We start from the raw sequence: 25,885 nt of genomic DNA, 5'->3' as shown, positions 1-25,885 counted from the left end.
TCGCATGGCTGACCGCATCGCCGACCCGTGGGGTGAGCGGACGCCGTACGGGCCGGGGGAGCCGTGGCCGGTGCGGGTCGACCTGCACCTGGCCGACGGGCTGTCCGAGCACGAGGTGGACCGCTGGGCCCGCTCCGCGTCGATCCTGCACTCCAACGGCGACGCCATGGACATCGCGGTCAAGGACGGCCGGATCGCCGGGGTCCGCGGGCACGCCGCGGACCGGGTGAACCGGGGCCGGCTCGACCCGAAGGACCTGTACGGCTGGCAGGCGAACAACAGCCGTGACCGTCTCACCCGGCCGCTGGTCCGCGAGGGCGGGCGGCTGGTGGAGACCGACTGGGACACCGCGATGAACCGGATCGTCGACCGGTCCCGGCAACTGCTGGGCTCCCCGGGCGGCTGGGGCCGCTTCGGGTTCTACACCAGCGGCCAGTTGTTCCTGGAGGAGTACTACACCCTCGGTGTGCTCGGCAAGGCCGGCATCGGGACCCCGCACATGGACGGCAACACCCGGCTGTGCACGGCCACCGCGGCGGCCGCGCTGAAGGCGAGCTTCGGCACCGACGGGCAGCCCGGGTCGTACGCCGACGTGGACCACTGTGACGCGATCGCGCTGTGGGGGCACAACGTCGCCGAGACGCAGACGGTGCTCTGGATGCGGATGCTCGACCGCCGGCACGGCACGGACCCGCCGGCGATGCTGGCCGTCGATCCCCGCCCGACCCCGGTGGCCCGGGAGGCCGACGTGCACCTGGCCGTCCGGGCCGGCACCAATCTCGCCCTGGTCAACGGCCTGCTCCGGCAGATCATCAGGAACGGGTGGTACGACGAGGAGTACGTCACCGCCCACACGACGGGATTCGACGAGCTCTGCCGGATCGTCGACGGATACCCGCCGGACCGGGTCGCCGGCATCTGTGACGTCAGGGCCGCCGACGTGGAGCGGGCCGCCGAGCTGCTGGGCACCTCCCGGCGGCTGCTGTCCACCGTGCTCCAGGGCTTCTACCAGTCCAACCAGGCCACCGCGTCGGCGTGTGCGGTGAACAACCTGCACCTGGTCCGTGGCATGCTCGGCCGGCCCGGTGCCGGCGTGCTGCAGATGAACGGCCAGCCGTCCGCGCAGAACACCCGCGAGACCGGCGCCGACGGCGATCTGCCCGGGATGCGCAACTGGGACAACCCGCAGCACATCCAGGAGCTGGCCGAGCTGTGGAACGTCGACCCGGCGGTCATCCCGCACTGGTCACCGCCGACCCACGCGATGCAGATCTGGCGGTACGCCGAACAGGGCTCGATCGAACTGTTGTGGATCTCCGCCACCAACCCCGCGGTCTCGCTGCCCGACCTGGCCCGCATCCGCCGGATCCTCACCCAGCCGGAACTGTTCGTCGTCGCCCAGGATCTGTACCTGACCGAGACCGCGGAACTGGCCGACGTGGTGCTGCCCGCCGCCACCTGGGGGGAGAAGACCGGCACGTTCACCAACGCGGACCGCACCGTGCACCTGTCGGAGCAGGCCGTCGACCCGCCCGGTGCGGCCCGGTCCGACCTCGACGTCTTCCTGGACTACGCCCGCCGGATGGACTTCCGCGACCGGGACGGTGGGCCACTGATCGGCTGGGCCGGCCCGGAGGAGGCCTTCGAGGCCTGGAAGCGGTGCTCGGCCGGCCGGCCCTGCGACTACACCGGCCTGACCTACGCGAAACTGCGTGAGGGCAGCGGTATCCCGTGGCCGTGCACCGACGACGCCCCGGACGGCACCGAACGGCTCTACGGTGACGGACGGTTCAACACCGATCCGGACTACTGCGAGACGTACGGCCAGGACCTGTCCACCGGCGCCGAGTTCACCGCCGCGCAGTACCGGGCCAAGGAGCCGGCCGGGCGGGCGTTCCTGCACGCCGCCGACTACCAACCCTCCTCGGAGGTGCCGAGTGACGACTATCCAATGCTGCTGACCACCGGCCGGACGGTGCACCAGTTCCACACCCGTACCAAGACCGGCCGGGCGCCGGAGCTGAACGCGGCCGCCCCGGACGTGTGGGTGGAGATCCACCCGGACGACGCCGCCCGCCACGGCGTCACCGACGGCGACCGGGTCACGATCACCTCACCCCGCGGAGGCATCCGGGTTCGTGCCCGGACCACCGGCATCCGCCCCGGGGTGGTGTTCGTGCCGTTCCACTACGGCTACTTCGACCTCCCCGGGGATCGGCGGACACCCCGGGCCGCCAACGAACTCACCGCCACCGCGTGGGACCCGGTCTCCCGGCAGCCGATCTTCAAGATCACGGCGGTACGGCTGGAGAAGGAGCACTGACCCGTGCATCTCGCCCACTACCTCGGTCTGCTGCACCGGTCCCAGGTCAACCTCGCCGACGCGTTCCGGCAGGTCGCCGTCGCCCATCACGGGGAACCCGACGTCGCGATCCTCTGCCGGCGGCAGGCGCAGGTCTGCGACCGGCACGCCGAGCTGCTCCACCCGTTCGCCGAGCGGTACGCCGAGGAGGCCACCGACGAGCCGGACCGCCTGCACGCGGAACTGTTCCGGGGCACCCGCACCGGCGGTATCGGCCTGTTGCGCGACCTGCACGATCTCTACCTGATGGCCGCCGAGTGCGACATCTGCTGGACGCTGGTCGGACAGGCGGCCCGCGGTGCCCGTGACGAGAAGCTGATCGAGGTGGTCGCCCGCTGCGACGAGGAGACCGCAGTCCAGATGCAATGGCTGCGTACCCGGATGAAGCAGGCCGCCCCGCAGGCCCTGGTCGTCGCCCGCTGACCCATGGCCGGATCCCGGCAACGGACGGCGGGTAAGTAATATCGTCGTCACGGCAGTCCCGTGGGGCTGCCGGCCGGCGTCAAGCAGCGGCGCGGCTCGGGTCCCGGAACACCCGGGACCCACCCTCCCGCCGACTCCCACGATGCCCTCACCATGGCATCGTGCCCGCTGCAAGGACCACGCCGCATTCATGACGCACGATCACACGGACCTGCTCGCGGCCTTCGCCGACCTGGGCAACACCAAACTCAGCGAGCACAGTCTCGACGAGATCCTCAGCAGGGTCGCGTCGGTCGCCCGGCGGGCGCTACCCGGCGCTGTCGACGTGTCCATCACCCTGGTCCGGCCGAGTGGCCCGTACACCGCGGCCTGCACCGGCGACCTGGCCCTGAAGCTGGACGAACGGCAGTACGAACATCACCGCGGACCGTGCCTGCAGGCCGCGGCGGAGCAGAGCACGATCATGGTGGCCGATGCGGCGAACGACACCCGCTGGGCGGGTTGGGCGCTGCGGGCGGCGGCGGCCGGCGCCGGCAGTGTGCTCTCGGTCGGTCTGCCGATCATCGACGAGGTCAGCGGAGCGCTGAACATCTACGGCGGCCGGCCGCACGCGTTCGACGACAATGCGGTCGCGCTGGCGCAGTCGTTCGCCGGGTACGCGGCGGTCGCGCTGGCCAACGCGTACGTCTACCACACCACCGCCGACATGGTGGGCCACCTGCAGGCCGCGATGGACAGCCGTGCCGTCATCGAGCAGGCCAAGGGCATGATCATGGTCCAGCAGCGATGTTCCGCCGATGAGGCGTTCGCCCTGCTCACCCGGATCTCGCAGACCAGCAATCGCAAACTGCGCGACGTCGCCGCGGCGCTGGTCGCCGACATCCGCAGCCGACCCTGAGCACCGGCCGCACCTTCTCCGAAATCTACTCGCAGTGCTGAAGGGGAATAGTCCGAACGGTTGAACTCAGACATCTTTACGGCTGGCCGCTCCTCGCCTGTTCGGGTAGAGTCCCATCCGTCGGTCAAGAAGGCGCCGACCCGGACGTGCGAGACCTCTCGCACGCGGGCGCCTTCGACGACGGTGTCGCCGCGATCGTGCCTCGCACGCCCGGTTAGAACCCTTCCGCGCGATGCGAGGAGACACCGTGACCACCCAGACAATCCTTCCTCGCCGGTTCACGCCGGAGGCCGAAGAGGCCGACCGGCGCGCCGCTGAGATCGTCGACCTGATGGCGGCCCTGCCGCCCACCCACCCGGGGCGGGCCGAGCTGCGGGCACGGGCCATCGAGGCGTGGCTGCCGATGGCGGGACGACTGGCCCGCCGCTACGCCAACCGCGGGGAATCCTTCGAAGACCTTCATCAGACGGCCTGTATCGGGCTGATCAAGGCGATCGACGGCTTCGACGCGTCCCGGGGCAGCGACTTCGTCAGCTATGCGATCCCCACCATTCTCGGCGAGGTCAAGCGTTACTTCCGGGACCGCGCCTGGACCATGCGCATTCCCCGGCGACTTCAGGAACTGCGCCTGGCGATCAACACCGCCCGGCAGGAACTCGAACACCACCTCAATCGACTGCCGACGGTGACCGACATCGCGAGGCATCTCGATGTCGATGAGGAGTCGATCCTGGAGGCGATGGAGAGCGGCCACGCGTACCGTCCGACCTCACTGCACACACCCGTCGGAGAGGCCGACGGGTTCGAGCTCGGCGACATGCTCGGCAGCGAGGACCGCGGTTTCGACCTGACCGACCTCACCGTCTCACTCCCGCCGGCCATGAAGGCCCTGACCGCACGCGAACGCGACATCGTTCTCCTGCGCTTCTACGGCAATCTCACCCAGGCGGCCATCGCGGAACGAGTCGGCATCTCCCAGATGCAGGTCTCCCGCGTGCTCGTCGCGGCCCTGGCCAAGCTCCGGGTCCAACTCGGCGAAGGCTGACGCACCGCACCGACGCGGGGCGCACGCTGTGGCGTGCGCCCCGCGTCCGCTGCGAACCCGGCCGGGCACGGGTCACCGCCGGCAGCGCGGCAGGTCATCTCTCGTCGAGGATGTCCGCACGCCGTTCGATGGCCGCGGCCTGAGCGGTGACCTCGTGACCGAGGGCATGCAGCCGCTCGGTGGCATCAGCGCCGCGCGCACGCTCGGCGAGGTCGTGCAGGCGCTCCTCGACGACCTCCAACTCCTCCGCGGTGCGGTGCATGGCCGTCGTCGTGCGCTCCTGCGGCCGTGCCGTGTGCTCATCGTGCTCATCGTTCATCACAGCAGGCACCTACCCTCCGGACGCGCACTCCACTCCCGCCACCCCGGGACCGGCCAGAGGAGACCGCCGGCACGGGCCGCCCGCGCTATCGTCGGGTTCCGTGATCGTCGCGGGACCGGGACCGGGACCGGGACCGGGACGGGGGCACGACATGCACCACGGCACCCGCGACGAGTTGCTGAGCCGCCTGACCGAGACGGTCGGATCCGTCACCGTCGCCCACCCGGTCCGGGTCGCCGTCGACGGGCCACCCGCCACCGGCAAGACCACTCTCGCCGACGAGTTGGCCACCCTGCTGCGCAGCCGTGGCCGTCACGTCGTCCGCGCCACGATCGACGACTTCCTCGTCCCCCGGGCGCGGCGATATCGGCGCGGTGAGTACTCGGCCGAAGGCTGTTACTTCGACGCCCACGATCACCAGGGGCTGAACCGGGTGCTGCTCGATCCGCTCGGCCCCGGCGGTGACCGGCGCATCCGGCACGCGGTCTACGACCGTACGGCGGATGCCGTGCTGTCACCGCCGGCGGTGACCGTTCCCGCCGGCGCCGTGCTGCTCTTCGACGGCGTCTTCCTGATGCGCCCGGAGCTGATCGACCGGTGGGACCTGCGCATCCTCGTGTCGACCCCGCTGGAGAAGACAGTGGACCGCGCGGTGCTGCGCGAGAGCCGGGTGTCCTCCCGGGCCGATGTCGAACGGCGCTGGCGCGAGCGTTACCTCCCGGCCCAGCGGCTCTACTCCACCCTGGCCCGCCCGGCCGACCGCGCCGACGTCATCGTGCACAACGACGAGCCGCAGCGCCCGGCCTGGGAGATCCGCTGAGTCCCCGGACAGGGCAGCGGGAACAACCGGGTGCGCCGGATCACCGGCGATGCAGCAGGCAGAACTCGTTGCCCTCCGGATCGGCCAGCACGGTGAAGCCCTCATCACCCCGCTGCCCGACGTCCGCCCGGGTGGCACCCAGCGCCAGCAACCGCGACACCTCCGCTTCGACGTCCCCGTCGGCGGCGACCAGGTCGGGATGATTGCGGTTCTTGCCCTTCTTCGGTACGCCGGTGGGCTGCAACCAGACGCTGAGCCCGCCGTCCGGCGGCCACAGGTGGGCGTCGCCGTCGTCGCCGCGGTCGATCCGGTAGCCGAGCGCCGCCGACCAGAAGGCGGCCATCCGATCGACATCGTGCACGTCCAGTGTCCACTGTGTGAATGCACTCACCATGAGGACCGGATCACCACTCGACGGCCGGTTAAACACCGTCCGGACGGCGAGAAGCGGCGGGGCGCAGGTGCCGATGCACCTGCGCCCCGCCGCGTTAGTGCGCGAGATTACGCCAGCGGGTCGCCGCCGACGGTCGACGGCGTCGTCCGGGCCGGCTTCGGCGGACGCGCCGGGCTCGAGGTGCTCGAGGTGCCCGAGCTCGAGGTGCTCGACGGCGTCACCGGGCTCGAGGTGCTCGACGGCGTCGCCGGGCTCGGGGAGACCGCGGCCGGACGGCTGGTGGTGTGCGAGTCGCTACCGGACTTGCCGCTGGTCGCCGAGTCGGCGTGGGGGAGTTTCGCGACGACCGCCTGGCTACCGTTGGACAGCAGACCCTTCGCCTTCTCCTGGGCCTGCACCACGGTGGGGTGGCTGCTCGTCTTGCGGGCGTAGGCGGCGATCTGCTCGTACTTCTCCCGGCCCGCGCGGCTGCCGACGACGTAACCGACGGCGAATCCGGCGGCCAGCTTCAATACCTTCATGTGTCTGCTCCCATTTCTCGTACCTTGAGATTCGTGCGGTGCGGCCTACCGAGGCGGCCCGCGGAGATCAGGACGTCCGCCGCCGGCGGACCACCAGCACGATCACGCCCGCGACCAGCGCGATCACGGCGGCAGTGGGTGCCGCCTTCCGGCGCACCTCCGGGCGGCGGGCGGCCGTGGCCGCCTTCGTCTGGAGGGTGCGGGCCTGCTCCCGGACCGGAGCGGTACCGGTGGCGAGGCGGTTCTTGACCGTGCCGGCGGTCTCGGCGGCACGGATCCTGGCGACGGCCAGCTGGGCACGGCCCCGGACCGCGGCGTCCGCCGCGGATCGCTTCACCCGGGCCGTCACGTCGGTCTTGGCCGCCAGGGCCTCCACGGTCGCCCCCAGATCCGAACGGGTCCGGGCGATCTCGTCGGCCAACTGCTGCGTGTCACCCTCGGGGGTGGTCATGCGTGCCGTCCCTTCTGGGCTGCGTTCTTCACCGTGCGGATGTCGGCCTGCACACCGGCGACCGCGTCGCTCGGCAGGGCCGGGGCCGCGTCCTTCAGCTTCTGCCGGCCGAGTAGCGCGGCCACCGCCGCGGCGGCGAACACGACCACCATGACCACCAGGACGGCCAGCCACAGCGGCCAGGCCAGGTCCAGCAGGACCACCGCCAGGGTCACCAGCAGGGCCAGGCCGAACCAGCCCAGCACCGCGGCACCGCCGACGAGGCCGCCGCCGACGCCGGCCCGCTTGCCCTTCTCGGTCAGTTCCAGTTTGGCCAGGGCCAACTCGTCACGTACCAGTGTGGAAATCTGCGCTGCGGCCTGACTCACCAGATCCGCCGTCGACGACGATCCGGTCGGCCCACCGCCATGTGCCGCGCTTGTTGTCACAACGCTTCCTCCTTGCTGACGGGTTGCTGGTTGCCCACCGCTCGAGCAGCTAAAACGGATTGACCCGCTCCGGTGACCGACGTGTTGTTGATTGCGTTCACCGGCCTGGAGGGGGTATGGGCGCGGTTCACCCGGCCGGGTAGCGGGTGGCGGCCAGCAGGTGTGCCAGGTGGGCGGCGTTGGCCGCGAGGGTGGCGGTGGCCGCGCCGGTGGTGTCCGGTTTAGGGCCGGCGTCGTGGTAGTCGAGTGTCTGCATGGCCTCGCCGACCCAGTAGGTACTGCCGGCGGCGGGAACGGTGAAGCCGACGTCGTTGAGGGCCTGGAACACCTCGGCGGCGACGTGGTGGGCGCCGTCCTCGTTGCCGACGACCGCGACCACGGCGACCTTGCCGGACATCGACGGCCGCCCCTGATCGTCGGTCTCGGACAGTTCGGCGTCGAGGCGCTCCAGGATCATCTTGGTGATGCTGGACGGCTGGCCCATCCAGATCGGCGTGGCGATGACCAGGATCTGCGCGGCGAGCACCTTCGACCGAATCGATGGCCAGGCGTCGCCGTCGCCCTCGTCGGTGGAGACGCCGAACCGTACGTCGTGATCGGCGACCCGGACGAACTCACCGTCGACATCGTGGTCGGCGAGCGCGGCCAGCACCTCGCGGCCGAGCAGTTCCGAGCTCGACGGGGCCGGCGAGGACTTGAGCGAGCAGCCGAGGACCAGAGCTTTCAGGGTGGGCATGGGACTCCCGACGTCATCCAGGGAACACGAAGTTCACCCGGTGCCCGAAACCGGCCCATCGAAACGAAGTAAAGATCGTCTGAAGACAACCTTCTTTCAGTCTGGTTTAGATGTACGAAAGGCTGGTTTTCGCTGACGAAAGGCCGGGGATATAAGAACCAGGCAGGAGGCTCTCGCTCCTGACGTAGTGGCCGACCCAGAGGAGTACCCCCCATGACTGTCATCGCTGACACCGCTGTACCCGTCGATGCCGCGACGAGCACCGACCGGGCCAGTGAGCTGATCGTGGCGATGGCGTCACTCCCGGCCGGCCACCCCTCGCGTCCCGGCCTGCGCGATCTCGCCATCGAGGCATGGCTGCCCCTGGCCGGGCACCTGTCGCGCCGCTACGCCAACCGCGGTGAGCCCCGCGACGACCTCTACCAGGTCGCCGTGCTCGGCCTGATCAAGGCCGTCGACCGGTTCGAAGCCGACCGCGGGGTCGACTTCGCCGGGTTCGCGATCCCGACCATCGTCGGGGAACTGAAGCGGCACTTCCGCGACAAGACCTGGTCGGTACGGGTACCGCGCCGGCTGCAGGAACTGCGCCTGGCGATCACCGCCGCCAACAACACCCTCAGCCACACGCTCGGCCGCGCCCCGACCGTCGCTGACATCGCCGCCCACCTCGAGATCAGCGAGGACGAGGTCATCGAGGGCCTCGAAGGGGCCCGGGCCTACAACTCGACGAGCCTGTCCACGCCGATCAGTGACAGCGGCACCGAACTGGGCGAGACCCTCGGCGGCGAGGACACCGCGTTCGAGGAGGCCGAGGCGCGTATCGCCCTCGCGCCGGCACTGGCCACCCTCGACGAGCGGGAGCAGAAGATCGTCACGCTCCGCTTCTACGGCAACCTCACCCAGCAGCAGATCGCCGACCAGATCGGCATCTCCCAGATGCACGTGTCCCGGCTGCTCACCAGGGCGCTGGCGAAGCTGCGCGGTCACCTGGCCGCCGCTGACGCCTGAGCGCCCTCCCTCTCTTCAGATCGAAGTCCCGATCCGTCGGCCACGCCGGCGGATCGGTGCCTTCACCCGTCGCGCCGCCGCGTCGTCGACGGCCGGCGGTGCTGAGGACGCGCCGGCATGGGCTCCGGGTCGTCGACGGCACCCGGGTTGGAGAACACCACCGGCGGGATCCCCGGCCGGGGGGCGGGTGCCTGCGCGGGCACGGAATTGTCGCGATTCTGGTCGTTCATGGGATCACGCTAGCATCGAACGGTTGTTCTACGGGGACAGGTCGCCATCCGATGGCCGACCGGCCGGCGATCACCACCAGTAGTTGTCCTGCGGCTGGTAGGGAGCCTCCAGCGCGGCGATCTCCTCATCGGTGAGCACCAGATCGAGCGCGGCGACCGCGTCCTGGAGGTGGTGCGTCTTCGTGGCCCCGACGATCGGGCAGGAGACGACCGGCTTGGACAACACCCAGGCCAGCGCCACCCGGGCCATCGCGACGCCACGAGCCTCGGCGACCCGCTGGATCGCGTTGACCACCGGTTCGTCGACCTCGCGGTCGAACGCCCTGGCCACCTCGTCCGACGACGACCGGGCCGTCTGATCGCCCCACGGCCGGGTGGCCCGGCCCTTCGCCAGCGGCGAGTAGGGGGTCAGGCCGACACCCTGATCGAGGCACATCGGGATCATGTCCCGCTCCTCCTCGCGCTTGAGGACGTTGTACTGGTCCTGCATCGCCGCGAACGACGTCCACCCGCCGGACCGGGCGGCATGCTGCAACTTCGCGAACTGCCACGCCCACATCGAGGACGCCCCGAGATAACGCACCTTGCCGGCCCGGACCAGGTCGTCCAGGGCCCGCATCGTCTCCTCGACCGGTGTCTCCGGGTCGAAGCGATGGAGGTAGTAGACGTCGATGTAGTCGGTGCCCAGCCGGCGCAGCGAGGCGTCGGCCTGCTCCAGGACGGCCTTGCGGGACAGGCCACCACCGCCCGGCCCGTCGTGCATCCGCCCGCTGACCTTGGTGGCCAGCACGATGTCCTCCCGCCGGGAGAACCGGGTGATCGCCCGTCCGACGAACTCCTCCGACGTGCCGCCCTGGTAGACGTTCGCGGTGTCCCAGAACGTCACGCCCAGCTCGACCGCCTGCCGGAAGAACGGCGCGGCCGCCTCCTCGTCCAGCGTCCACCGGTGCATCCCGGCCGCGGCCCGGCCGTAACTCATGCAGCCCAGGCCGATCCGGCTCACTCTCAGCCCCGTCCCGCCGAGACGTGTGAACTCCACCGCAGTACCTCCCATATCGCCCCCGCGTATCGGCGGCCGTACCGCTCAGCCTCGCACGCGCGGCCGCCCGTCACCGTCAGGCGGCAGGGAGGCGCACCTCGAACTGGCAGCCGGGGCCGGTGTTGCGTACGCCGACCCGGCCGCCGTGGGCTTCGACCAGCCCGCGCACGATCGCCAGCCCCAGACCGCCGCCGCCGGATCCGTCGGTTCCCGGGGTGCGGGCGCGTTCTCCGCGGAACGCGACGTCGAAGACCCGGCCCAGATCGCCGTCGGGGATGCCGCCGCAGGTGTCGGAGACGGCCAGCCACACGCTGTCCTGCTCGTGGCCCGCGGCGATGTGCACGGTCCCGTCCGCGGGGGTGTACCGGACCGAGTTGATCAGCAGATTGCTGACGATACGGGCGAGTTCGCGTTCACCGGCCCGTACCAGCGGCCATCCGGTGTCCGCGGCGACCAGCCGGATCCGCCGGCTCGCGGCGAGCGGGGCGACACCGGCGATCGCGTCCGACACGATCTCGCTCAGCGGCACCGTCGTCGGCACCAGATGCAGTGCGCCGGCGTTGATACGGGACAACTCGAACAGATCGTCGACCAGCTGCGTCATGCGGTCGGTCTCGATCCGGATCCGCCGATGGTATTCGTCGACGGTGGCGGGATCGTCGATGATGCCGTCCTCGAGAGCCTCGGCCATCGCCCGCAGCCCGGCCAGCGGGGTGCGCAGGTCGTGCGACACCCAGGCGACCAGTTCCCGCCGGCCCGCCTCCAGATGCCGTTCCCGCTCCCGGGCCGCCTGTGCCCAGACCGCGGCGGCGGCCAGCCGGCTGCCGAAGACGGCGCCGACGGCGAGGCTGATCACCGCCGAGGCCGTCACCGTGACGAGAACGACCCACAGGTCGTGGGTGGACAGGAACATGGCGTGGGCGACCGTGCCGACACCGGCGACCACGGCGAGCACCGTGACGACGAGCAGGACCAGCACGTGGACGAGGATCGACCGGCCGCGCAGCAGCCGCAGCGCGCCCGCCCCCGCCAGGCCGACGACCCCGCCGGCGCCGAGGGCGTACAACCCGATGAGCAGAGTGTCGTTCACCGCTGCCGGCCCGGGTCGAGTGGCTCGTAGCTGTAACCGACACCCCAGACGGTACGGATGCGGGTGGGGTCGGCCGGGTCGGCCTCGATCTTCTCGCGGAGCCGGCGCACATGCACGGTCACGGTCGACTGGTCACCGAACTGCCATCCCCACACCTTGTCCAGCAGGTCCGCCCGTGACCAGGCCCGGCCGGGATGGCGCATGAGAAAGACCAGCAGATCGAACTCGCGAACGGTCAGCGACAGCGGAGCGCCGTGGCGTTCGGCGACCCGGCGTGCGGTGTCGACGGTCAGGTCCGCCTCGCGCAGCGTCGTCGCGGGGCCGGGATCGGCCGCCTGCCCGCCGGTGCGGCGCAGCACCGACTGGATCCGCAGAACCAGCTCACGAGGGGAGAACGGCTTGGTCACGTAGTCGTCGGCGCCGACCTCCAGCCCGAGGACCCGGTCGGCCTCCTCACCGAGGGCGGTGAGCATGATGACCGGCAGACCGGGCAGCCGCCGGCGGATCCGCCGGCACACCTCCAGACCGTCGATGCCGGGCATCATCAGATCCAGGACGACCAGATCCGGCAGTTGCGCGGCGATCGCCGCGAGCCCGTCCGCGCCGTCGGCGGCCAGCCGGACCTCACAGCCGGCCTGCTCCAGGTAGCGCCGGACCACGTCACTGACCGTGGCGTCGTCGTCGACCACCAGCACCCGATGTCCCATTCCGGCCACGCTACTCACCACCGGCTCCCGGTACCTCCCCACCCGGCCTTTCGGAATTCTTACGGCCCGCCGGCCCGCGCCACCGCGCCAGGGCGGCGACGGCCACGACGGCGAGAAGCACGAGGGCGAGATTCCAGCCGTACGGCGACGGCAGCGCCGAGGGGTTGTCGGCCGGGCGCCCGAACCCGAGAACGAGCGGCAACGCCACCACCGTGACAGCGGCGGCGCTGATCGTCGCGGCGATCACCACGGGACGCCGGCGCGGTGCGACCAGACGCGTGATCACGGCGCCCACGGCGAGGACGGCCGGCATCCAGACGAGGTCGTGGACGAGCAGGACCCCAGCGAGGAACGACAGCACCCCGGCCGGCGCCACGTCCGGATCGGCGGCGGCGCCGGCCACGGCGTACCCCATGATCAGGATTCCGGCGGTGACCAGCACGACCCGGGCCCTCACCGGGCACCCTGCACGGTGATCCGCCCGATCCATTTGGTCTGCAGCACGCCGGGCCGGTTCGGGGCGATCAGCCGTGCCGGGTACCCGTGGTCCGGGTGCAGGGGTTCGCCGCCCAGCCGCAACGCGACCAGGGTGAGCGGGTCACGGATGTGCTCGGGCGGCACGGTCGCGGACCGGTACCGTCCGCCGGTCTGCAACGACTCCACCAGCACGGTGGCCCGGTCCGGGTCGGTCTCGACCAGCGCCACCAGGTCCCGCAACCGGACGCCGGTCCACCGGCCGGAGGCGCTCCAGCCCTCCACGCAGGCGATCGGCAGTTCCGCGGTGTGCTGGGGGAGAGCGGCGAGGGCGGCCAGGTCGAGACCGACCTGCCCCCGCGGGCCGGTGACCACCAGCCGGTACGACGGGTCTCTCACCAGGCCGGCGACGCCCGCGCCGGTGGCCGTCGCGTTGACCGGCAGCCCCTGCGGGCCGACGTGGGGCAGACGGGGTGCGAGGACCGCGAGGCGCGACAGCGGCCGGACGGTCTGACCGACCGTGGTCAGGGTGATCAGTCCGGCGGCGGCGCCGACGGCACCGAGCAGCCCGCGCCGGCTCAGCCCCTCCCGCTCCGGCACCGGAACGTGGCGGGCCAAGGCGGTACGGACGACCGGCAGCTGCACGCCGATGTGCACCAGCATCGCCCCGACCACCAGCCAGGCCACCCAGTAGTGCGCCGCCGGGAAGTAGAACCGCATCGGCGCATACCAGCGGGACACGTTCAGGACCCCACTGACCAGCTGGAACAGGGCGGCGGCGACCAGCACCCCGACACTCGCGCGCTCGGCGGCGTGGGCGATCGACCGGACCGGCGGCCAGGCGAACAGACGCGGATAGACCGACCACAGTTTGGCACCGAGCAACGGCACCGTGGCGAGCCCGGTCGCCACGTGCACGCCCTGGTTGAACCGGTAGAGCCCGGCGGGCCGCGACGGCCACCAGAACCACCCCGGCGGGTGCTGGACCAGATGACTGATCAGGCCGGTCACGAAACAGACGCCGAACGCCACCCCGAGGGCGATGCCGAGCAGGCTGGTCAACCGCACCGAGCGCAGCGCCGACCCGAACCGTCCGGGCCGGAACGGTCCCCGCCGCAGCGTCTCCGGTGGTGCCGGCACCGGCGCCCGCCACCATCGGTTCAGCGGGGTGTCAACGTGGCGAACCATCGACCCGCCTCCGTCCAGGTCCCGAGGACGCGCAGCGCCGCCGTCGAGGCCAGCGCGGCAAGCCCGTCGACGGGCACACAGGCCCAGGGCAGTGGACTGTCGTGCCCGGCCGGCGTCTGCACGGTCGCGATACCGGCCCAGGCCGGGGTGCCGGGCGGCGCCAGTTCCGCGTGCAGGCGCCCGGCGGGCCCGAGCAGCTCGTGGCACCGGCGCAGGAGCCGGCGCGGGTCGCCGCCGATGCCGATGTTGCCGTCGGCCAGCAGCAGGTGCCGCCAGCGTCCGGTGCCCGGTACCGGGTCGAAGACGTCGCGCTGCAACGCGACCGCGCCGCGGCGTCGGGCCAGCCGGACCGCTGCGGCACTGACGTCGATGCCGAGAGCCGGCCGGCCCGAGGCGGTCAGCGCGCCGGTGAGCCGGCCGGGGCCGCAGCCGACGTCCAGGGTCGGACCGGTGCAGCGGTCCAGCAGCGCCGCGTCGCCGGCGAGGACGTCCTGACACCAGGTGCCCGGGTCGAACCGGAGCACACCACCGCCGGCATGCCGGGCGGTGAACGTGGCGGGGATGCCGGCCGCGGCCCGGTTGATGGCGGCGTCGAAGACCGCGACGGCGCTCATCGGACGACCGCCGTCGGTGACGGCACCCCGGCGGCGACGGCACCGACGAAACGGCTGCCCGGCGGGCACATCGCGGCCACCGCGAGCGCGTCGGCGGCGGTGTCCACGTCGCGCAGAGGGGGCAGCAGATGCACGCGCAGACCGTGCCGGCGCAGCGCGGCGAGCGTCTGCTCCCCGGTGGCCGGAGTGGAGGTGGGTATCGCGCGCAGCACCTCGGCATGGCCGGGTTCGCGCAGGCCGAGCGCCCACCAGCCGCCGTCCTCGGCCGGTCCCAGTACCGCGTCCACGTCGGCGAGCCGCCGCAGCGCCGTGTCGAGGTGGACGGCGGTGAGCTGCGGGGTGTCCATGCCGATCAGGACGGTGGCCGTGCCCGGCACCCGGGTGTCGGCGAACGCGTTGGCGAGGCGGTCACCGAGCGCACCGCCGCGTTGTGCGACCCGCGCCCAGCCCGGCGGCGCCGGGTGGTCGCCGTCGACGACCAGGATGCGGGTGCCGGCGGTGCTCGCGGCGACGGTGTCGACGGTGTCGGCGAGTGCGGCGGCGGCGATCCGGGCCGCCTGACCGGGAGTGCAGGGTGGACACAGCCGGGTCTTGACCCGGCCCGGAACCGGGGTCTTCGCCATCAGCAGGATCTGCGAACCGGTCATCGGGCCAGCACCGCGCTCATGTCGCGGATGGCCCGGACCGTGCCCAGGACGGTGCCGGTCACCTTGGAGCGGGTACCGGCCGCCCGCGGGTGGTAGTCGACGTCGACCTCGACCACCCGCCACCCGGCCCGCCCCGCGGCGATCAGCAGTTCCAGCGGATACCCGAACCGGCGGTCACGCAGCCCCAGCGCGAGCAGGTCGTCGCGGCGCACGGCCCGGATCGGCCCGATGTCGTGGACGTCGAGGCCGGTGGTACGGCGCAACCGGCGGGCCAGGACGGCGTTGGCGACCCGGGCGTGCAGCGGCCACACCCCGGGCGCTGCCGGACGCCGCCGCCCGGTACCCAGTTCGGCGGTACCGCGGCGGACCGGATCGGCCAGCCGGGGCAGCTGCGCCGGATCGAACGAGCCGTCCGCGTCCATCACGCACACCACACCGTCGTCCGGGTCGGCGGCCAGCACACCGGCGTGCACGGCCGCGCCGTACCCGGGCTGGGCGACGCTGATCACCTCGGCACCGTGGGCGCGGGCGACCGCGGCCGATCCGTCAGTCGAGCCGTTGTCCACCACGATCGGCCGGTAGCCGGCCGGCATCCGGGCCAGCAGGCCGGGCAGGGCCGCAGCCTCGTCCCGGCAGGGAAGCACCACATCGGTCATGCAGCGGACGCTAGGACGCGATCCGCCGATATTTCCTTACGTGCCGATGACGAGGTCTTACGGAATGATGACGTGCTCCCGGAAGTCCTTACGATCCGCTGACGGCGCGGCCCGAACGGGACCCGCCGGCCGGTCGGCGGCTCTACCGTCGGCGCCGTGACACACGTACTCGTGACCGGTGGAGCCGGTTTCATCGGAACCCATGTCGTAACCGCCCTGCACGGCGCCGGCCACCAGGTGACCGTCGCCGACGCCGGCCATCCCGGCGCACACCGGGCGCCGCTGCCGGACACCGTGGCGGGGGCCCCGCTGCACCGGGTCGACCTGCGCGACCGGGCGGCGGTCGCGGGTGTGCTGGCCGGCGTCGACGCCGTGATCCACCAGGCCGCCATGGTGGGACTCGGCGTGGACCTCGACGACCTGCCCGAATACGTCGGCTGCAACGACCTCGGCACCGCCGTCCTGCTCGCCGAGATGGCCCGCGCCGGCGTCCACCGGCTGGTGCTGGCCAGCTCCATGGTGGTGTACGGCGAAGGCGCCTACACCTGCCCGCGGCACGGCGCGGTACGCCCCGGGGCGCGGACTGTCGCGGATCTGGCCGCCGGCCGGTTCGAGCCGCCCTGCCCCGACTGCGGCACCCCGCTGGAGCCGGGTCTGGTGAGTGAGGAGGCACCGGTGGACCCGCGCAGCGTGTACGCCGCGACCAAGGTGGCCCAGGAGCACCTGACCGCGGCGTGGTCCCGGCAGACCGGCGCTGCCACCGTGGCCCTGCGCTACCACAACGTGTACGGGCCGGGCATGCCCCGCGACACCCCGTACAGTGGCGTCGCCGCGATCTTCCGGTCCGCTCTGGAGGCGGGGAACGCGCCGCGGGTGTTCGAGGACGGCGGTCAGCGCCGCGACTTCGTGCACGTGCGCGACGTGGCCGCCGCCAACCTCGCCGCCCTGGACGCGACCGGTACGCGTACCGGCTGGCGTGCCTACAACATCGCCTCCGGCCGTCCGGCCACCGTCGGGCGGGTGGCCACCGAACTCTCGCGCGCCGCCGGCGGGCCGGCCCCGGTCGTCACCGGCGAGTTCCGGCTCGGCGATGTACGTCATGTGGTCGCCTCACCGGGACGGGCCCGGACCGAACTGGGTTTCCAGGCCACGGTCGGGCTGACCGACGGGATCGCCGAGTTCGCCACCGCCGCGCTGCGCGGATGAGCGTCGACCAGCGGACCCGGCCGGCCCGCGCCGACCTGATCGCCGCCGCCGCCGTCGTCGGCCTGTTCGCGGTGGCCGCCGTCGTCGGCGGCATCCTGCACGGGCTGGGACGGCCGGTGTACGCGGGCGCCCCGCCACTGCTCGCCCAATGGCTGCCGCACGTCGGCCCCGGCACACCGTTCGCCCTGCTGGTCGCCGTACTCGTCTGGTGGCGGGGCCCCGAGTTGGCCGCCCGGATGTCCTGGCGGCCGCTGCTGGCCCTGTCGTACGCCGGCGCCGTGGCGTGGACGCTGTCGCTCGCGCTGATCGACGGCTGGCAGCGCGGCGTCGCCGACCGGCTGACCACCGAGCACGAATACCTGCACGAGGTCCCCGGCATCACCGACATCCCCGCCACCCTGGCCGTGTTCACCACCCGGATCCTCGACTTCCAGCCGGACTCCTGGGCCACCCACGTGTCGGCTCACCCGCCGGGGGCGCTGCTCGTGTTCGTCTGGCTCGACCGGGCCGGACTCGGCGGCGGCGCCTGGGCCGCCGTGCTGTGCATCCTGGTGGCGAGCCTGGTGGCGGTCGCGGTGCCGCAGACGGTGCGGTCGCTCGGCACCGGTGCGGCGGCCCGTGCCGTGGTGCCGTTCGTGGTGCTGTTCCCCGGCGCGGTCTGGTCCGGGGTGTCGGCCGACGGGCTGTTCGCGGGCGTGACGGCCACCGGTGTCGCCCTGCTGGCGTACGGCGTGACACGCGGGCGTGCGGTGGTCACCTTCGCCGGGGGAGCGGTGCTGGCGTTCGGTTGCTACCTGTCCTACGGACTCGTCCTGATGGCGGCGCTCGCCCTGGGCGTCGTCGTCGCGGCCGGCCCGCGGTGGCGTACCGCGGGCTGGGCGTTCGCCGGGGCGGTGCCGGTCGTGGCCGCGTTCACCGTCGCCGGCTTCTCCTGGCTCGCCGGCTATCACCTGCTCATCGAGCGCTACTACCAGGGCATCGCCAGCGACCGCGCCTACGGCTACTGGGTCTGGGCCAACCTCTCGCTGATGGCGGTCTGCGCCGGTCCCGCGGCGGCGGTCATCCTGCGCCGGGCGGTGACAGCCGTGCGCCCGCGTGCCCGCAACGCCACCTGGGTGCTGCCGCTCGCGGCGGCGGCGGCGATCGTCGCGGCCGACCTGTCGGGCTACAGCAAAGCCGAGGTGGAACGGATCTGGCTGCCGTTCGCCGTCTGGCTGATGGCCGGGGCGGCGCTGCTCCCGCCCGCCGACCGCCGTGTCTGGCTGGCCGTGCAGGCGGCGGTGGCCCTGACGGTCAACCACCTGCTCCTGACCGTCTGGTAGCCACGGTCCGGCGACTTCTTACCAAATGATGACGTACCCGGAGGAAGTTCATCTTTCTCCCGCCGGAGGCCCGTACCTGTGCACGTCGGCGCATCACCGGCGCCGGCCCCGCAAGCCTCGAGGAGATCCCCCATGAAACGCAGAAGGACCTGGTCCCCACTGATGAGGTCACGGCCGGCGAGGCTGGCCATGGCGGCGGCGGTCCTGGCCGCCACCGGGGCGCTCACGGTCACCTTCGTGTCCTCCGGTGGCAAGGGCACCGCCGACGCGGCCACCAGCCTGGACCAGTTCGTCGCGATCCAGAACGTGCAGCCCAACGTGCAGAACCCGAAACCGGCCGCCACCGGGTCGACGGGCCGGTTCACGGTGAACTGCGGCACCAACGGCAACGGCAAGTTCAGCCCGGACAACCCGGTGGCCCAGCCCGGTATCAAGAACGGTGCCGAACACGTCCATGACTTCGTCGGCAACCTGGCGATCACCGCCGACTCCTCCAACGCCGACCTCGACGCGTCCGGCACCACCTGCCGCAACGGCGACAAGTCGTCGTACTTCTGGCCCGTCGTGCGCATCGACAGGTCCGTCCGCAGCGGCAGCCAGGTCCAGCAGGCCCTCGCCCAGACCCAGCCGATGGTCGTCTGCCCCTCCGTCGGTGACCGGCTGCCCGCCGTACCCGCCCGGGCCCGGGCCCGCGTCGACGGCCTCCTGACCGAGCTGGGCCGGCTGACCACCGACGCCAACCAGCGGATGACCGTCAGCCGCGGCCGCATCGACGCCCGCGTCAACAAGCAGGTCCTCGACTCGCTGCGGACCCGTCGCGCGGCGCTGATCAAGGACGTCAGCGCCGCCGTCACCGCCGCCGGAGGCAACCGGCCCGGCCTGGTCTCGCTCGTCGACTGCGACGTCAGCTACGACGCCATGCACGCCGCGATGCACAGCGCCACCCACGCCGCGGGCGTCAAAGCCGGCCAGGCCGCGAATCCGCGGGTCCAGTGCCCCACCGTCCGCGACCGGCTGCCCGGCGTACCCGACCGTGCCCTCGCCGAGGTGAACCGCAACCTCGACGAACTCGACCGGCAGATCTCCGAGGCCAACGAACGCCTGGTCACCACTCGCGGCCAGGGCGGTGCCGCGTTCATCGACAACGCCATCCTCGGCCCCCTGAAGGCCAAGCGCACCGCCGTCCTCGACCGGATCGGCATCGCCATCGGCAGGCAGGGCACCCGCCCGCAGGGCCTGGAGGCCCTCGCCGGCTGCACGCTGAACCAGAGTCCCGCCGCCCCCGGCACGCCGGCCGCCCCCAGCGCGGCCCCCACCGGCGCGGCCCCCACCAGCCCCGCGGCGCTGCCCGATCCGCAGGGACCGAACCTCGAACTGCCCGGCAACACCGGCGGCATCGTCCGTCCGGCGAAGGTGCTCATCGAGTACCGCGGCAACCCGGTCAGCAAGGTGACACCGATGCCGAAGTTCCTGCGGGCGCTCACCGGCGACGCCAAGCCCACCAGCCGCGGACCGGCCAACGCCCGCGCCACCTGGACCTGCTCCGGCTTCACCGACCGGCTCTCCGACAAGTACCCGATCTGCCCGCGCGGCAGCCAGGTGCAGCGGGTCCACGACTTCCCCGGCTGCTGGGACGGCAGCAACATCGACAGCGACAACCACCGCAAACACGTCGCCTTCGCCGACAAGGCCACCGGCGCCTGCCCGCAGGGCTTCCGCGCCATCCCGCAACTACGGATCACCGTCGCCTACGACATCCCCCAGGACGTCCAGGTCAAGGGCCAGTACGCCCTCGACTCCTTCCCCGAGGAGAACCACAACCCGTTCTCCGACCACAACGACTTCATCAACGTCAACTCCGCCCAGACCATGCAGCGCATCACCACCTGCATCAACAAGGCCAAGAACTGCTCATGACGGCACCGTCCCGGCGCCGGCGGTGACCGGGGCCGGGGCGCAGGCTTCAGGCGAAGGCGAAGAGCCTTTCCCCGGACAGTCGCCGCGCCGGTACCGGCGCGGCGATCAGCCGGTGCATGCCGACCCGGAACCGGGCGTCCGCCGGCTCCTCGAAGGCGATCTCGGCGAAGCCGTGCTCCCGCAGCCCGGCTCGGATCGCCATACTCGGGTCGGTGTCCTGGGTGCCACGGCCGCGGGTCCAGATCACGAATCCACCCGCGGCCGACAGGGCGGGCAGGGCCGCGATGGTACGGCTCACGTCCTCGCGGCTGATGTTGCCGAACACCCCGCACACCATCACCACGTGTGCGGGTGCGGCATCGAGGTAGACATCCGCCAGACCCGCGTCGCCGGTTCGCACGTCGACCCCGGCCAGACCCAGCCGGCCGGCCGCCGATCGGGCCCGTCCCGCGAGCTCCGGGTCCAGTTCCGCCAGCACGGCACGGACCTGACGGCCGGCGGCGTGCCGGGCCAGGACGGGCAGCACGTCACGGCCGTCGCCGGCACACAGACTGATCAGACTGCGGCTCCCGTCCGGCCCGGCCGGCGCCTCGGTCAACGCCCGCCCGAGGTGTCGCCGGACGACTTCCAGCCGCCGGGCCAGCGACGAACCGGCGGTGTCGTAGTCCTCGTGCCAGCGCAACCAGTCCCGGGTCATCGGGCCATCCTGGCCCCACCCGCCCGCCGCCGTCGACCGGCTCCCGGGCGGGGGCGGGCATCGATCCGTGCCGCCCGCCCCCGGCGTCTCCGGGAACCGGACAGCCCGCGCGGCGGTACGCCTTTCGGGTGAACGAGGATGTGTGGCACATTGGTGCAGCACGTAGCTCGACACGGGGGTCAGCGCAACGATGGCATCGAAACAGACACGATCCCGGCAGCGGCGGGCGGCCGCGCCGAGCCGATCCCACACCGGCCCGCGGGTGCTGTCCGCGGCCACGATCGCGGCGGCGGTGCTCTACCCGCCCGTCACCGCACAGGCGGGCGTACCGGTGCACACCGGCCTGCCCGCGATGCCGGCCGCGGCGGCGCAGGCACCCTGCCTGCCGGGCACCGTGACGGCAGCCGACCAGGCGATCGCCGACCAACTCCGGCCGTCGATGAACGGGCCCCGGCTCGGCGCGTCGGTGAACGGCCGCAGCATCGCCTGCGCCCGCGCGATCATCGGCACCGTCCAGGCCCGCGGCCTCGGCCCCCGCGCGGCGATCATCGCCGTGACCACGGCGATCGCCGAGAGCACCCTGCACAACCACGCCGTCGCCTACGACCACGACAGCCTCGGCCTGTTCCAGCAGCGGCCCTCGCAGGGATGGGGACGACCCGATCAGCTGGTCGACCCGGAGTACGCCACCAACGCGTTCCTCAGCTCGATGCTGCGCAAGTATCCGGGCGACAGCTGGATGACCGGCGACATCGGGGCGATCTGCCAGACGGTGCAGCGGTCGGCGTACCCCCTGGCGTACACGCCGGAGGCACACGACGCCCAGCTCATCGTGGCGAAACTGTGGACCGTGGCCCCCTCCGTGCCGGCCGCGCCCGCACCGGCGGCGCCGGCACCGACGACAGTCCCGGCGGTGCCGTCGGGCCCGTACCAGAAGGCGCTCGTCGCGACGGGCACCGAACTGGGTGCCCTCGACGGGCGCACCGACCTGGCACTGGCCGACTGGAACGACGACAAGCGCCCCGACCTGATCCTCGTCAAGGGTGCGTCGGCGGCCACCGGCCGGACCGAGGTCCGCATCATGGACGGCGCCACCGACTTCGCCACCCTCCTGCTGACCCGCAGCACCGCACTCGAGGCCACCGACGACCGGCACGCGTACGCGATCACCGACTGGAACGGCGACAGCCGCCCCGACCTGATGGTGGTGCAGAGGTCCGGCACCGCCAGTGGCCACACCGAGGTGAGCATCCTCGACGGGGCGTCCGCGTTCCGGCAGCTGCTGCTGAAGCAGGCCGGTACGGCGCTGACCGCCACCGACGACCGTCACCGGTTCGCGGTGACCGACTGGAACGGCGACTCCCGGCCCGACCTGGTGGTCATCCAGACGTCCGGCACCGCCGGCAACAAGATCCAGGTGCAGGTCCTCGACGGGGCTTCGAACTTCCAGCGGCACCTCACGCCGACCATCGTCACCACCGAGGCGGCGAACCCCGACCACCGGGTGGCCGTGACGGACTACAACAACGACCGCCGCCCCGACCTGGTCGTGATGCAGGCGTCGGTCACCGCCGACGGCAGGACCCGGCTCACGGTCCTCGACGGCGCGGCGAACCTCCAGCGCCGGCTGGCCGGGGCCGACACCGCACCCGGCGTCTCGGCCCACCTCGACCTGCTGATCACCGACTGGAACACCGACCGCCGTCCGGACCTGATGATGGTGCAGAAGACCGGCACCGCCAGCGGCCGCACCGAACTGGTCATCCTCGGCGGATAGGCCGCCGCACGCGGGGGCCGCCCCGATCCGGCGTCGAGGCGGCCGGACATCGGTGACACGCGGCCTCCGCGTCGGCCACCCCTTTGCGTCGGTCACCGCTGAAGGCCGGCCACCCCACGAGGCGGCACCCGGCCTTCAGCCCGAGCGGAGGGTCCGGGCGACGCCGGACAGGCGGGGGCGTGCTCCGGCGAGCCTGGCGGCCCGGCCGGTGCGGCGCCTCGCCGGTCTCCGTCTCCCGGTCACCGGCCCGATCGGCGCGAGTCGGGCCGCCGGCCGGTGCGCGGCCGCCCGGAGTGGCTCGGCTGGTCGGCGGGACCGTCCACCGCGCCCGGGCTGGAGAAGGTCACCGGTGGCGCCGCGGGGCGCTGGGAGACCGGTGGCGGCCACTCCGACGCCGCCATCTCCGCCCCCGTGACCGGCACGGGCGGCGTGATGCGGTCGAGCAGGCGCTGTGCCAGGGTGCCGTCGATGTCGATGTCCGAGCTGATGCGCACATCGGCGGCGATCGCCAGGTCGACGACGTCGTCGCTGGTGAATTCCTTGGCTCCCAGGGTGCTGAGCCGCCGAGCGAACTCCTGCACATCGATCATTTGCAAACCACACTCCTCGGCTTGTTGATGACCCAGCGTAACCGCAGCGATGATCGGGCCGCCCAGTGCGGTACCGCCACCATGCCGCCGTCGCCGGAGTGGCGGCGGAAGCCGTGGTGGATCGGCACCGGGCCGGGGCATCCGGACGATCCCGGATTCCGGCTTGAGGTGAACCCCGGTTGAAGTTCTAGCCTTCGCCGGTATGACCTACGTGATCGCCGTTCCGTGCGTGGACCTCAAGGACAGGGCATGCGTCGACGAATGCCCGGTCGACTGCATCTATGAGGGTGATCGTATGTTGTACGTCAATCCCGACGAGTGCATCGACTGTGGTGCTTGTGAGCCGATCTGCCCGGCGGAGGCCATCTTCTACGAGGATGATCTGCCGCCGCAGTGGAAGGCCTACCAGGCCGTCAACGCCGAGTTCTTCGACGAGATCGGTACGCCGGGCGGGGCCGCTCTGGTCGGGCCGCTGCCGCGGGACCATGCCCTGGTGGCCGCACTGGCGCCACAGCAGGCACCGTGACCCGTGCCGATCCCCGGGTTGCGGGAGACGCTCACCGGTCCGTCAGCAGGGCGGTGACACCGGCCAGGTAGTCCTCGGTGTCGGTGTCGCTGATCAGCAGCCGCTGGAGGATGTAGCCCTGCACCAGGCTGAGCATGGCCGCCCCGATCTGTTCCGGAACCACGTCGGCCGGCAGCTTGCCGGCGGCCTGCCGACGCCGGGCGACCTCGGCGAAGTAGCCGCGCAGGCGCTGGTAGACCTCGTCGGCGCGGGCCGCCATCCGGGGGTTGCGCAGCGCCTCGGCCCACACCTGTACACCGATGCGGCTCACGTCCACGCCGGTGTCGGTGTTGTGGACGACCCGCTCGTCGATGACCCGGATCAGGAAGGTCAGGGCGTGCCGGGGTGACGGCGCGGCGCCGTCGGCGAGCAACGCCTGAAATGCCTCGTCCGCGGCCGTCAGCGCGGCCTCGGACACCGCCAGGATCAGGTCGTCCTTGCCGGCGAAATACCGGTACACCGCTCCGGCGGACAGGCCGCACTCGGCGATGACGTCGGCCATCGAGGTGGCGTGGAAGCCGTTGACGGCGAACAGGCGCGCCGCCGCGGCGACGATCTCACCGCGGCGCTGCTCCCGGTACTGCTCGGATACGCGTGGCATGGCACGAACCCTAAACGCGAACGAACGTTCCTGCTGGATGGGGTGCCGGTGCCGTCCGGCGTGTCCGCGCAGAAGAGGCCGTCCGCCATGCATGGAGGCCCGACCCGCGGGTAACCCGCCGACCTTGTCCGGTCCGAAATGTGAGTTGAGTCGATGATGAGAATCTGGCCCGGTGTGCCCTATCCACTGGGCGCAACCTACGACGGGGGCGGAACGAACTTCGCGTTGTATTCCGAGTCGGCGGAGAAGGTGGAACTGTGCCTGTTCGCCGACGACGGTACGGAGACGCGGATCGAGTTGCCGGAGCGCGAGGCGATGGTGTGGCACGGCTACCTGCCGCGGATCGTGCCGGGTCAGCGCTACGGGTACCGGGTGCACGGCCCGTACGACCCGGCCGGGGGACTGCGCTGCAACCCGAGCAAACTGCTGCTGGACCCGTACGCGAAGGCCGTCGACGGGACCATCGCCTGGGACGAGTCGTTCTTCTCGTACCGTTTCGGTGATCCCTCCTCCGTCAACGACATGGATTCCGCGGCTGGCGCGATGAAGTCCGTGGTCATCAGTCCGTTCTTCGACTGGGGCAACGACCGGCCGCTCAAGATCCCGTTCCATCAGACGGTGATCTACGAGGCGCACGTCAAGGGCATGACCGTCCGGCACCCGGACGTGCCCGACGATGTCCGTGGCACCTACTCCGGCCTGGCCCATCCGGCGATGATCAGGCATTTCAAGCAACTCGGCATCACCGCGGTCGAGCTGATGCCGGTGCACCAGTTCGTGCACGACAGCGGGCTGATCGAGCGCGGTCTGACCAATTACTGGGGTTACAACACCATCGGCTTCTTCGCCCCGCACAACGACTACACCTCGTTCGGTGGCCGCGGCGGGCAGGTGCAGGAGTTCAAGGCGATGGTGAAGGCTCTGCATCAGGCCGGTATCGAGGTCATTCTGGATGTGGTCTACAACCACACCGCGGAGGGCAATCATCTGGGGCCGACGTTGTCGTTCCGGGGTATCGACAATCCGGCGTATTACCGGCTGGTCGACGAGGACAAGCAGTATTACTACGACACCACGGGTACCGGGAACAGTCTGAACGTGCGGCATCACGAGTCGCTGCGGCTGATCATGGACAGTCTGCGGTACTGGGTGACGGA

30 protein-coding genes are annotated in these 25,885 nt (G+C 71.7%); 12 read left to right on the top strand and 18 right to left on the bottom strand.

Annotation, left to right across the window (positions count from 1 at the left end; all coding sequences use genetic code 11):
• Positions 1 to 4 precede the first annotated feature (4 nt).
• From BC793_RS44505 to BC793_RS44490, 4 genes are all read left to right on the top strand, one after another.
• Positions 5 to 2,323 carry a molybdopterin oxidoreductase family protein gene (locus BC793_RS44505; protein ID WP_109602688.1) on the top strand — a complete coding sequence of 773 codons (2,319 nt, stop codon included), beginning with the start codon at positions 5 to 7 and terminating at the stop codon, positions 2,321 to 2,323.
• A 3-nt stretch (positions 2,324 to 2,326) separates the two neighbouring features.
• Entirely contained in the window at positions 2,327 to 2,785 is a 459-nt protein-coding gene (locus BC793_RS44500) for a hypothetical protein (protein WP_109602687.1), read from the top strand.
• A gap of 190 nt (positions 2,786 to 2,975) precedes the next feature.
• Complete coding sequence (locus BC793_RS44495; RefSeq protein WP_109602686.1) at positions 2,976 to 3,683, top strand: GAF and ANTAR domain-containing protein; 708 nt, start codon at positions 2,976 to 2,978, stop codon at positions 3,681 to 3,683.
• A gap of 247 nt (positions 3,684 to 3,930) precedes the next feature.
• Positions 3,931 to 4,728 carry a SigB/SigF/SigG family RNA polymerase sigma factor gene (locus BC793_RS44490; protein ID WP_239170674.1) on the top strand — a complete coding sequence of 266 codons (798 nt, stop codon included), beginning with the start codon at positions 3,931 to 3,933 and terminating at the stop codon, positions 4,726 to 4,728.
• Between the two features lie 94 nt (positions 4,729 to 4,822).
• Here the strand turns inward: BC793_RS44490 and BC793_RS44485 are convergent, their stop codons facing one another.
• A complete protein-coding gene (locus BC793_RS44485; protein ID WP_109602684.1) occupies positions 4,823 to 5,047 on the bottom strand; it encodes a hypothetical protein in 225 nt (74 codons plus the stop codon).
• A gap of 154 nt (positions 5,048 to 5,201) precedes the next feature.
• Here BC793_RS44485 and BC793_RS44480 point away from each other — a divergent pair, with 154 nt between their 5' ends.
• Entirely contained in the window at positions 5,202 to 5,870 is a 669-nt protein-coding gene (locus BC793_RS44480; RefSeq protein ID WP_109602683.1) for a cytidylate kinase family protein, read from the top strand.
• Between the two features lie 40 nt (positions 5,871 to 5,910).
• On the opposite strand, the gene BC793_RS44475 is transcribed toward BC793_RS44480, so the two are convergent.
• The 5 genes from BC793_RS44475 to BC793_RS44455 form a co-directional block, all read right to left on the bottom strand.
• Positions 5,911 to 6,264: a VOC family protein gene (locus tag BC793_RS44475; RefSeq protein ID WP_109602682.1), complete on the bottom strand. Its 354-nt coding sequence runs from the start codon at positions 6,262 to 6,264 to the stop codon at positions 5,911 to 5,913.
• Between the two features lie 107 nt (positions 6,265 to 6,371).
• A complete protein-coding gene (locus BC793_RS44470) occupies positions 6,372 to 6,785 on the bottom strand; it encodes a hypothetical protein (RefSeq protein WP_109602681.1) in 414 nt (137 codons plus the stop codon).
• A gap of 67 nt (positions 6,786 to 6,852) precedes the next feature.
• The gene (locus BC793_RS44465; RefSeq protein ID WP_109602680.1) at positions 6,853 to 7,236 is read right to left on the bottom strand and encodes a DUF3618 domain-containing protein; all 384 of its coding nucleotides are present in this window, start codon (positions 7,234 to 7,236) and stop codon (positions 6,853 to 6,855) included.
• On the bottom strand, positions 7,233 to 7,664 hold the full coding sequence (locus BC793_RS44460) for a phage holin family protein (protein WP_109602679.1): 432 nt from the start codon (positions 7,662 to 7,664) through the stop codon (positions 7,233 to 7,235). The genes BC793_RS44465 and BC793_RS44460 overlap by 4 nt, the downstream gene beginning before the upstream one ends.
• A 127-nt stretch (positions 7,665 to 7,791) precedes the next feature.
• Positions 7,792 to 8,400, bottom strand: a complete 609-nt coding sequence (locus BC793_RS44455) for a flavodoxin family protein (RefSeq protein ID WP_109602678.1) — start codon at positions 8,398 to 8,400, stop codon at positions 7,792 to 7,794.
• 213 nt (positions 8,401 to 8,613) lie between these two features.
• Between BC793_RS44455 and BC793_RS44450 the strand changes: the two genes are divergently transcribed.
• On the top strand, positions 8,614 to 9,408 hold the full coding sequence (locus BC793_RS44450; protein WP_109602677.1) for an RNA polymerase sigma factor SigF: 795 nt from the start codon (positions 8,614 to 8,616) through the stop codon (positions 9,406 to 9,408).
• A gap of 62 nt (positions 9,409 to 9,470) precedes the next feature.
• Here BC793_RS44450 and BC793_RS50000 read toward each other — a convergent pair whose 3' ends face one another.
• The 9 genes from BC793_RS50000 to BC793_RS44410 form a co-directional block, all read right to left on the bottom strand.
• Positions 9,471 to 9,638, bottom strand: coding sequence for a hypothetical protein (locus BC793_RS50000; protein ID WP_158319555.1), 168 nt, complete (start codon positions 9,636 to 9,638; stop codon positions 9,471 to 9,473).
• Between the two features lie 70 nt (positions 9,639 to 9,708).
• Positions 9,709 to 10,677, bottom strand: a complete 969-nt coding sequence (locus BC793_RS44445; protein WP_109602676.1) for an aldo/keto reductase — start codon at positions 10,675 to 10,677, stop codon at positions 9,709 to 9,711.
• 76 nt (positions 10,678 to 10,753) lie between these two features.
• Positions 10,754 to 11,767 carry a sensor histidine kinase gene (locus tag BC793_RS44440; RefSeq protein ID WP_109602675.1) on the bottom strand — a complete coding sequence of 338 codons (1,014 nt, stop codon included), beginning with the start codon at positions 11,765 to 11,767 and terminating at the stop codon, positions 10,754 to 10,756.
• Positions 11,764 to 12,474, bottom strand: a complete 711-nt coding sequence (locus tag BC793_RS44435) for a response regulator transcription factor (RefSeq protein ID WP_109602674.1) — start codon at positions 12,472 to 12,474, stop codon at positions 11,764 to 11,766. The genes BC793_RS44440 and BC793_RS44435 overlap by 4 nt, the downstream gene beginning before the upstream one ends.
• 10 nt (positions 12,475 to 12,484) lie before the next feature.
• Positions 12,485 to 12,931 (bottom strand): hypothetical protein, encoded by a 447-nt coding sequence (locus tag BC793_RS44430; RefSeq protein WP_109602673.1) that lies wholly within the window; start codon positions 12,929 to 12,931, stop codon positions 12,485 to 12,487.
• Positions 12,928 to 14,136, bottom strand: coding sequence for a molybdopterin-dependent oxidoreductase (locus BC793_RS44425; protein ID WP_109602715.1), 1,209 nt, complete (start codon positions 14,134 to 14,136; stop codon positions 12,928 to 12,930). Before BC793_RS44425 ends, BC793_RS44430 begins: the two co-directional genes overlap by 4 nt.
• Entirely contained in the window at positions 14,109 to 14,750 is a 642-nt protein-coding gene (locus BC793_RS44420) for a methyltransferase domain-containing protein (protein WP_109602672.1), read from the bottom strand. Before BC793_RS44420 ends, BC793_RS44425 begins: the two co-directional genes overlap by 28 nt.
• Complete coding sequence (locus tag BC793_RS44415) at positions 14,747 to 15,397, bottom strand: TIGR04282 family arsenosugar biosynthesis glycosyltransferase (RefSeq protein WP_109602671.1); 651 nt, start codon at positions 15,395 to 15,397, stop codon at positions 14,747 to 14,749. The genes BC793_RS44420 and BC793_RS44415 overlap by 4 nt, the downstream gene beginning before the upstream one ends.
• On the bottom strand, positions 15,394 to 16,053 hold the full coding sequence (locus BC793_RS44410) for a glycosyltransferase family 2 protein (protein WP_109602670.1): 660 nt from the start codon (positions 16,051 to 16,053) through the stop codon (positions 15,394 to 15,396). The genes BC793_RS44415 and BC793_RS44410 overlap by 4 nt, the downstream gene beginning before the upstream one ends.
• Positions 16,054 to 16,209: 156 nt before the next feature.
• Between BC793_RS44410 and BC793_RS44405 the strand changes: the two genes are divergently transcribed.
• The 3 genes from BC793_RS44405 to BC793_RS44395 all read left to right on the top strand — a co-directional run bounded on the left by BC793_RS44405 (position 16,210) and on the right by BC793_RS44395 (position 20,498).
• Positions 16,210 to 17,259 (top strand): NAD-dependent epimerase/dehydratase family protein, encoded by a 1,050-nt coding sequence (locus BC793_RS44405; RefSeq protein WP_239170671.1) that lies wholly within the window; start codon positions 16,210 to 16,212, stop codon positions 17,257 to 17,259.
• Positions 17,256 to 18,581, top strand: coding sequence for a hypothetical protein (locus BC793_RS44400; RefSeq protein WP_109602669.1), 1,326 nt, complete (start codon positions 17,256 to 17,258; stop codon positions 18,579 to 18,581). The genes BC793_RS44405 and BC793_RS44400 overlap by 4 nt, the downstream gene beginning before the upstream one ends.
• A 132-nt stretch (positions 18,582 to 18,713) precedes the next feature.
• On the top strand, positions 18,714 to 20,498 hold the full coding sequence (locus BC793_RS44395) for a DUF1996 domain-containing protein (protein WP_109602668.1): 1,785 nt from the start codon (positions 18,714 to 18,716) through the stop codon (positions 20,496 to 20,498).
• Positions 20,499 to 20,544: 46 nt separating this feature from the next.
• On the opposite strand, the gene BC793_RS44390 is transcribed toward BC793_RS44395, so the two are convergent.
• Entirely contained in the window at positions 20,545 to 21,195 is a 651-nt protein-coding gene (locus tag BC793_RS44390; protein ID WP_109602667.1) for a class I SAM-dependent methyltransferase, read from the bottom strand.
• A gap of 190 nt (positions 21,196 to 21,385) precedes the next feature.
• Between BC793_RS44390 and BC793_RS44385 the strand changes: the two genes are divergently transcribed.
• The gene (locus BC793_RS44385) at positions 21,386 to 22,972 is read left to right on the top strand and encodes an FG-GAP repeat domain-containing protein (protein WP_109602666.1); all 1,587 of its coding nucleotides are present in this window, start codon (positions 21,386 to 21,388) and stop codon (positions 22,970 to 22,972) included.
• Positions 22,973 to 23,211: 239 nt separating this feature from the next.
• Here the strand turns inward: BC793_RS44385 and BC793_RS44380 are convergent, their stop codons facing one another.
• Positions 23,212 to 23,562, bottom strand: a complete 351-nt coding sequence (locus tag BC793_RS44380; RefSeq protein WP_109602665.1) for a hypothetical protein — start codon at positions 23,560 to 23,562, stop codon at positions 23,212 to 23,214.
• 202 nt (positions 23,563 to 23,764) lie between these two features.
• Between BC793_RS44380 and fdxA the strand changes: the two genes are divergently transcribed.
• The gene (fdxA, locus tag BC793_RS44375) at positions 23,765 to 24,088 is read left to right on the top strand and encodes a ferredoxin (RefSeq protein WP_109602664.1); all 324 of its coding nucleotides are present in this window, start codon (positions 23,765 to 23,767) and stop codon (positions 24,086 to 24,088) included.
• Positions 24,089 to 24,119: 31 nt separating this feature from the next.
• Here the strand turns inward: fdxA and BC793_RS44370 are convergent, their stop codons facing one another.
• Entirely contained in the window at positions 24,120 to 24,728 is a 609-nt protein-coding gene (locus BC793_RS44370) for a TetR/AcrR family transcriptional regulator (protein ID WP_158319554.1), read from the bottom strand.
• A gap of 156 nt (positions 24,729 to 24,884) precedes the next feature.
• On the opposite strand from BC793_RS44370, the gene BC793_RS44365 reads away from it, so the two are divergent.
• Positions 24,885 to 25,885, top strand: a 1,001-nt coding sequence (locus BC793_RS44365) for a glycogen debranching protein (protein WP_249037420.1), incomplete at its 3' end; no start/stop codon positions are given.

Origin of the sequence: Actinoplanes xinjiangensis, assembly GCF_003148685.1 — a bacterium.
Taxonomy (GTDB): Bacteria; Actinomycetota; Actinomycetes; order Mycobacteriales; family Micromonosporaceae; genus Actinoplanes; species Actinoplanes xinjiangensis.
The sequence above is the reverse complement of the archived record's forward strand: the minus strand, read 5'-3'. Positions and strand labels throughout refer to the sequence as shown.

Bases quoted from the DNA above. Each gene is read 5' to 3' on its own strand.
- BC793_RS44450 (WP_109602677.1), top strand. From the start codon at position 8,614: ATGACTGTCATCGCTGACACCGCTGTACCCGTCGATGCCGCGACGAGC.
- BC793_RS44390 (WP_109602667.1), bottom strand. From the start codon at position 21,195: ATGACCCGGGACTGGTTGCGCTGGCACGAGGACTACGACACCGCCGGT.
- BC793_RS44485 (WP_109602684.1), bottom strand. From the start codon at position 5,047: ATGAACGATGAGCACGATGAGCACACGGCACGGCCGCAGGAGCGCACG.
- BC793_RS44425 (WP_109602715.1), bottom strand. From the start codon at position 14,136: ATGGTTCGCCACGTTGACACCCCGCTGAACCGATGGTGGCGGGCGCCG.
- BC793_RS44370 (WP_158319554.1), bottom strand. From the start codon at position 24,728: ATGCCACGCGTATCCGAGCAGTACCGGGAGCAGCGCCGCGGTGAGATC.
- BC793_RS44380 (WP_109602665.1), bottom strand. From the start codon at position 23,562: ATGATCGATGTGCAGGAGTTCGCTCGGCGGCTCAGCACCCTGGGAGCC.
- BC793_RS44435 (WP_109602674.1), bottom strand. From the start codon at position 12,474: ATGGGACATCGGGTGCTGGTGGTCGACGACGACGCCACGGTCAGTGAC.
- BC793_RS44475 (WP_109602682.1), bottom strand. From the start codon at position 6,264: ATGGTGAGTGCATTCACACAGTGGACACTGGACGTGCACGATGTCGAT.
- BC793_RS44410 (WP_109602670.1), bottom strand. From the start codon at position 16,053: ATGACCGATGTGGTGCTTCCCTGCCGGGACGAGGCTGCGGCCCTGCCC.
- BC793_RS44400 (WP_109602669.1), top strand. From the start codon at position 17,256: ATGAGCGTCGACCAGCGGACCCGGCCGGCCCGCGCCGACCTGATCGCC.
- BC793_RS44465 (WP_109602680.1), bottom strand. From the start codon at position 7,236: ATGACCACCCCCGAGGGTGACACGCAGCAGTTGGCCGACGAGATCGCC.
- BC793_RS44495 (WP_109602686.1), top strand. From the start codon at position 2,976: ATGACGCACGATCACACGGACCTGCTCGCGGCCTTCGCCGACCTGGGC.
- BC793_RS44395 (WP_109602668.1), top strand. From the start codon at position 18,714: ATGAAACGCAGAAGGACCTGGTCCCCACTGATGAGGTCACGGCCGGCG.
- BC793_RS50000 (WP_158319555.1), bottom strand. From the start codon at position 9,638: ATGAACGACCAGAATCGCGACAATTCCGTGCCCGCGCAGGCACCCGCC.
- BC793_RS44455 (WP_109602678.1), bottom strand. From the start codon at position 8,400: ATGCCCACCCTGAAAGCTCTGGTCCTCGGCTGCTCGCTCAAGTCCTCG.
- BC793_RS44420 (WP_109602672.1), bottom strand. From the start codon at position 14,750: ATGAGCGCCGTCGCGGTCTTCGACGCCGCCATCAACCGGGCCGCGGCC.
- fdxA (WP_109602664.1), top strand. From the start codon at position 23,765: ATGACCTACGTGATCGCCGTTCCGTGCGTGGACCTCAAGGACAGGGCA.
- BC793_RS44505 (WP_109602688.1), top strand. From the start codon at position 5: ATGGCTGACCGCATCGCCGACCCGTGGGGTGAGCGGACGCCGTACGGG.
- BC793_RS44385 (WP_109602666.1), top strand. From the start codon at position 21,386: ATGGCATCGAAACAGACACGATCCCGGCAGCGGCGGGCGGCCGCGCCG.
- BC793_RS44480 (WP_109602683.1), top strand. From the start codon at position 5,202: ATGCACCACGGCACCCGCGACGAGTTGCTGAGCCGCCTGACCGAGACG.
- BC793_RS44415 (WP_109602671.1), bottom strand. From the start codon at position 15,397: ATGACCGGTTCGCAGATCCTGCTGATGGCGAAGACCCCGGTTCCGGGC.
- BC793_RS44470 (WP_109602681.1), bottom strand. From the start codon at position 6,785: ATGAAGGTATTGAAGCTGGCCGCCGGATTCGCCGTCGGTTACGTCGTC.